A 4453-nucleotide genomic window follows, 5' to 3' on the forward strand; every position below is an offset into this window, starting at 1 on the left:
CGTGGTTCCGTGCCACCCGCACCGCGATCACCCGAACGGCGATCCCGGTGCCCGGCGCCCCCGGCCCGGCCGGCGATCGACCCCGCCTCGTACACGCCAGCTGCCACCGCCGACATCCCGCCGGCGACACAGCCGACACGGGCAGCAATCTGTAGGGCCTGCCCGCCCACGCGGGCCGCCTGAGCCCGGTGCCGCGACGAGTGGCACGCCGGGTTCTGAAGGGGCGGGGGCGCAGCAATGCGCCCCCGCTACCTGACGACTGCGCGGTGACGCTACGGCGTCTGTACTGTTTCTTCGTCATCGAGGTCGACTCCCGCACCGTCCACATCCTCGGCGCCACCGCCCACCCCGACGGACCGTGGACCACCCAACAAGCCCGGAACCTCCTCCTGGACCTCGGTGACCGGACTGCCGACTTCCAGTTCCTGGTCCGTGACCGCGCCGGACAGTTCACCGCGTCGTTCGACGCGGTCCCCGCCGACGCCGGCATCACCGCCGTCACGATCCCACCCCGGGCTCCGCGGGCGAACGCCTACGCGGAACGGTTCGTCCGCACGGTCCAGACCGAGGTCACCGACCGGATGCTGATCTTCGGCGAGCGGCACCTACGCACCGTTCTGGCCGAGTACGCACGGCACTACAACGGACGACGACCCCACCGCGGTTGTGGCCTTCAACCACCACGACCCGACCACCCCGTCGCCGATCTGACCCAGGAACGGATCAAGCGCCGACCCATCCTCGGTGGCCTGATCAACGAATACGAACGAGCCGCCTAAAAGCCCAGGTCAACGCAGGTGGCCGAGTTCTGACACCCCACAGGCGAACGCCGACGTCGGAACCGGTGGACAGGCACGACGTCGACGCATCACTCGATCATGACCGATCGACAGCCGTCGGACAACGGACTCCGCCGATGCAACAGAGCCGACCAGACCACTGAGCGCAAAATTACTAACAAATGCTACCCTAAGTAGCTAAATCATCACAGAGAGTGTCCGAGGGGGGACTCGACCCATTCGTACATGATCGGCTTGCATGAGGTCTTCGACCTGTCGTCCTTGGCGGCAGGCGGTGTCCGATGAACACCCAGGAGATTGCACCGCCAGAGCAGCCCGGGAGGCCGCCCTCGGCGAACGGCCCCGAGATCACGGTCACCCTGGTAACAGCGATCATGATCGTAGTAGTCGGGCTGACCTTCCTGTTCGGGTTCGGCAATGTCCTCCAACTCGGCCTGCGTCTCGGGGTGCCGATCTGGGTCGCACCGCTGGTGGCCCCGGCAGTCGACCTGTCCGTGGTGGGACTTCTCCTGGGCACCCGACAGCTGGCCCTGCAGGACGCTCCCCCGGAGCTGCTGCGCCCCGCCCGCCGGCTACTGGTCTTCTCCAGCATCGTGACCCTGGCGTTGAACATCGCCGAACCGGTGATCGCAGGCGACTACGGCAAGGCCGCCTTCGACGCAGTCGGCCCGGCCCTACTGATCGGGTGGAGCGAGGTCGGCCCCGGCCTGCTGCAAGCGATGCGCTACCCCATCATTCCCCCGGCCCCCATCCCGATTCCACAGCGCAACGGCACGCCAGCATCCACCGTGCCCACCGACGACCGCGACGATGACACCGGCTCGACCGTGGCCGGTGTTCCCCGACAACGCAAGCCCGACCCAGGCAGCGCCGCCACGGCTTCAGCCACGCTGCTCACACGTGCGCGGCGGGAAGACACCCGGTACTGGGAGGAACACCACCGGCCGATCTCCGCGGAGGAGCTACGGAAACGCCTGAAGATCGGATCAAAACGAGCCCGAGGTCTCGTCATACAGCTGCGCGCGGACGCCCATCGGGCCCTTGAGGAGCTCGCCCCTGCAGCTGACCCGCTCATATCCATGGTCAATCCGGCCGGAGTCGGTCTGGATGACGTCGAGATAATTGATATCGAACCAGCAGGACAGAGTTGGCTCGCCGCATCCGAGTGAGCGCCCCTTCGTATCGTCTGGGACCAGCACCGAGACCGTGCGCCAGCAATGTGGGAGGCCGAACCGCCGACCGTCCGCTTTTCAGGCCGGTCCATACCGTCCAGGAGCGTCCATACACGTGCCCTGACGTCCCCTTCTGGTCGCTGGAGTCCCCCTCTGGCGGCCCGCGTTGCCACACCCACTGCCACACATCCGCCGCCTCCGAGAGGGCCAGCGGCACCCCCGTCGCGCCTTCGCCGCACCCCTGCGTAGCAACCGGTGTGGCAGCGGGCAGGTCGGAGCGGACAGCCCCGCCCGAGCGATCAGCCGGCGCCTGGCAGCCGACCACGGACGGGCGGGGTCTTCGATGAGCGCCGAAGCGGCAACAGCCGCAGCCGCGTCGGGCGGTCGTGGCGGCGACGGGACAGGTAGCTCTGCCGTTCGGGGCGTCAGTGTGATCATGGTGTTGGTGATGGGGCTCAGTTTCCTGTTCGGCTTCGGCAACTCCTGGGCGCTGGGCCTCCACCTGGGGGTGCCGCCGTATGTCGCGCCGCTGGTCGCGCCCGCGGTGGACCTGTCCGTGGTCGGCCTCCTGCTCGGTATCCGCCAACTGGCGCTCGGCGGAGCGACCACTCGGCAGATGCGGCCGGCATGGCGGCTACTCGTCTTCGCCGGCTTCGTCACACTGGCACTGAACATCGCCGAACCCCTCATCGAGCAGAACTACGGCAGGGCCGCCTTCGACGCTGTTGGTCCGCTGCTCCTGATCGGCTGGGCCGAGGTCGGGCCAGGCCTACTCCAAGCGATGAAAGCCATCGAATCCAAAACCGCCCAGCCCACGCCCGTTGATGGCCTGCCCGCAACGAACGAGGCATCCACGCATTCGGACGCCCCCAAGGCTACGTCACCTGCACCGGCACGGCCCCAGACAAAGCAGTCGGATGCCGACCCCACCCCCGTTCGACACAGTCAGGCCGTCACGTCCAGCGCTGCGTCGTCGGCAGCATCGATGCCGGACGGGCTCGCCGCCGGTCCGGAGCCAGGAACGCCGGAGGACTCATCCCCGACAGCCGGGGCCGGGGAAGGGAAGTCGGATCGGCGCCAGATTGACAAGAAGGCGCGTGAGCAAAACCTGCTCCACCGGGCCCGCGCCGAGGATGTGCTGCGCTGGCAGCATCACCAGCGCCCTATCTCGGCGGACACGCTGCGAAAGCGGCTCCATGTAGGCGCCCCCACGGCTCGCAGGCTCGTCGCGCAGCTACGCAGCGACACCCACACCCAGATCGAAGGCATCGGGGATCGGGCGACCGACGTCGGCTGAACGCTCGATACGAGACGTGGCCTCGCATCGAGCGACGTCGTGGAGGACCGGAGGGGTCGCTCCATCGGCGTGCCCACGGCTTGCCCACACCGTTGCTCCTCGACCGATCGTCGATCGGACCGCCAACCGAGCCGTCCCTCGGGACGAGGAAGGCTGCCGGTCGTCGGGCGAGACCGGCGAGTCCGTTCACGATCAGCAGATATCGGCTTGATCGTTACTTGGTAGGGATTGATCTCCCCTCACTCCGCTCGCTACGGTGTGTGCGTGGATGAGGACGATGCGGGGGATCGGTTCTCCAACGCGATGAGGCTACTTCTGCTGATCGCAGCGGTCGCGGAGCCGCTGAGTGAGGCCGCGAGGGTGGCAGCTCCGACGAAAAGTGTGGCGGTTCTGCACGCCGAAAGCCGACTTCAGAAACTTGACTTCTGGCTCCGCAACCCGGACTACCTCGCCGACGAGTTGCTCAATGACTACGAAAGAACTGGCGACCCACTCGACCTGCAACTGGCCGCCGAGATCCTCAACTCGGACGAACCGGAGATCTGCGCGATTCCGATGGTCCGGTATCTCTTCGGAGCGTTCGAGGAACTCGATCGTGCATTGAGCGTGCTTGTAGCCCCGGGATTACTGATAATCAAACCGCAGCGGACTCCGGATCGAGTGCTTCAGGATAGCTACTTCCTCACCGAGAAAGGTTCTGAACTCGCCGCTCGGGCCTCCGCGGAATTCCCGGAGCTGCACTGGTACACCGAACGGGCGCTTCTCGTGCGGGCGCTGGCAGAGGCGGCCGGACATTCTGCTATCGCGTTGGCGCGGCGACAGTATCTGCAACGCGATTACGCCGAGACGCCTCTGCGCGAGGTAATCCCGTCGATCGCAAACAGATGCCGGGAACGACTCGCGATTCTGAGGAGTGAATTGCTGGACCACGGAGAGGCTGGTTCCGGGCATGCTGGAAGGCGCTGGGAGCCTGGCTTCCAGCGCTGGTCATATCGATACTCGGTGAGCGGCGGCGGGTTTTCCTTTCTGTGTGGGGCGGAGGGCTATGCTGCGGGTATGACGGTGACGGTGTAGCCGAGTTTCTCCAGTTCACCGACGAGGTTCTTCCGGCGGCGTTCGGGGTCCCGGCGTCTGCGGGCGTGCCAGTCTCCGCCGAGGTCCTGGTAGACGGTGTTGTTCGCGAT

At 66.5% G+C, this 4453-nt stretch carries 3 protein-coding genes and 1 pseudogene; all 4 read left to right on the forward strand.

The window, feature by feature from the left end:
- Positions 1-257 precede the first annotated feature (257 nt).
- Positions 258-779 (forward strand): annotated as a pseudogene (locus AB1460_RS35900) (integrase core domain-containing protein); the annotation flags it as partial.
- 395 nt (positions 780-1174) lie between these two features.
- The gene (locus tag AB1460_RS35905) at positions 1175-1969 is read left to right on the forward strand and encodes a hypothetical protein (protein WP_368966918.1); all 795 of its coding nucleotides are present in this window, start codon (positions 1175-1177) and stop codon (positions 1967-1969) included.
- 346 nt (positions 1970-2315) lie between these two features.
- Complete coding sequence (locus tag AB1460_RS35910; RefSeq protein ID WP_368966920.1) at positions 2316-3269, forward strand: hypothetical protein; 954 nt, start codon at positions 2316-2318, stop codon at positions 3267-3269.
- A gap of 264 nt (positions 3270-3533) precedes the next feature.
- Complete coding sequence (locus AB1460_RS35915; protein ID WP_368966922.1) at positions 3534-4343, forward strand: hypothetical protein; 810 nt, start codon at positions 3534-3536, stop codon at positions 4341-4343.
- Positions 4344-4453 lie beyond the last annotated feature (110 nt).

Origin of the sequence: Parafrankia sp. FMc2 (assembly GCF_041008525.1) — a bacterium.
Classification (GTDB): Bacteria; Actinomycetota; Actinomycetes; order Frankiales; family Frankiaceae; genus Parafrankia.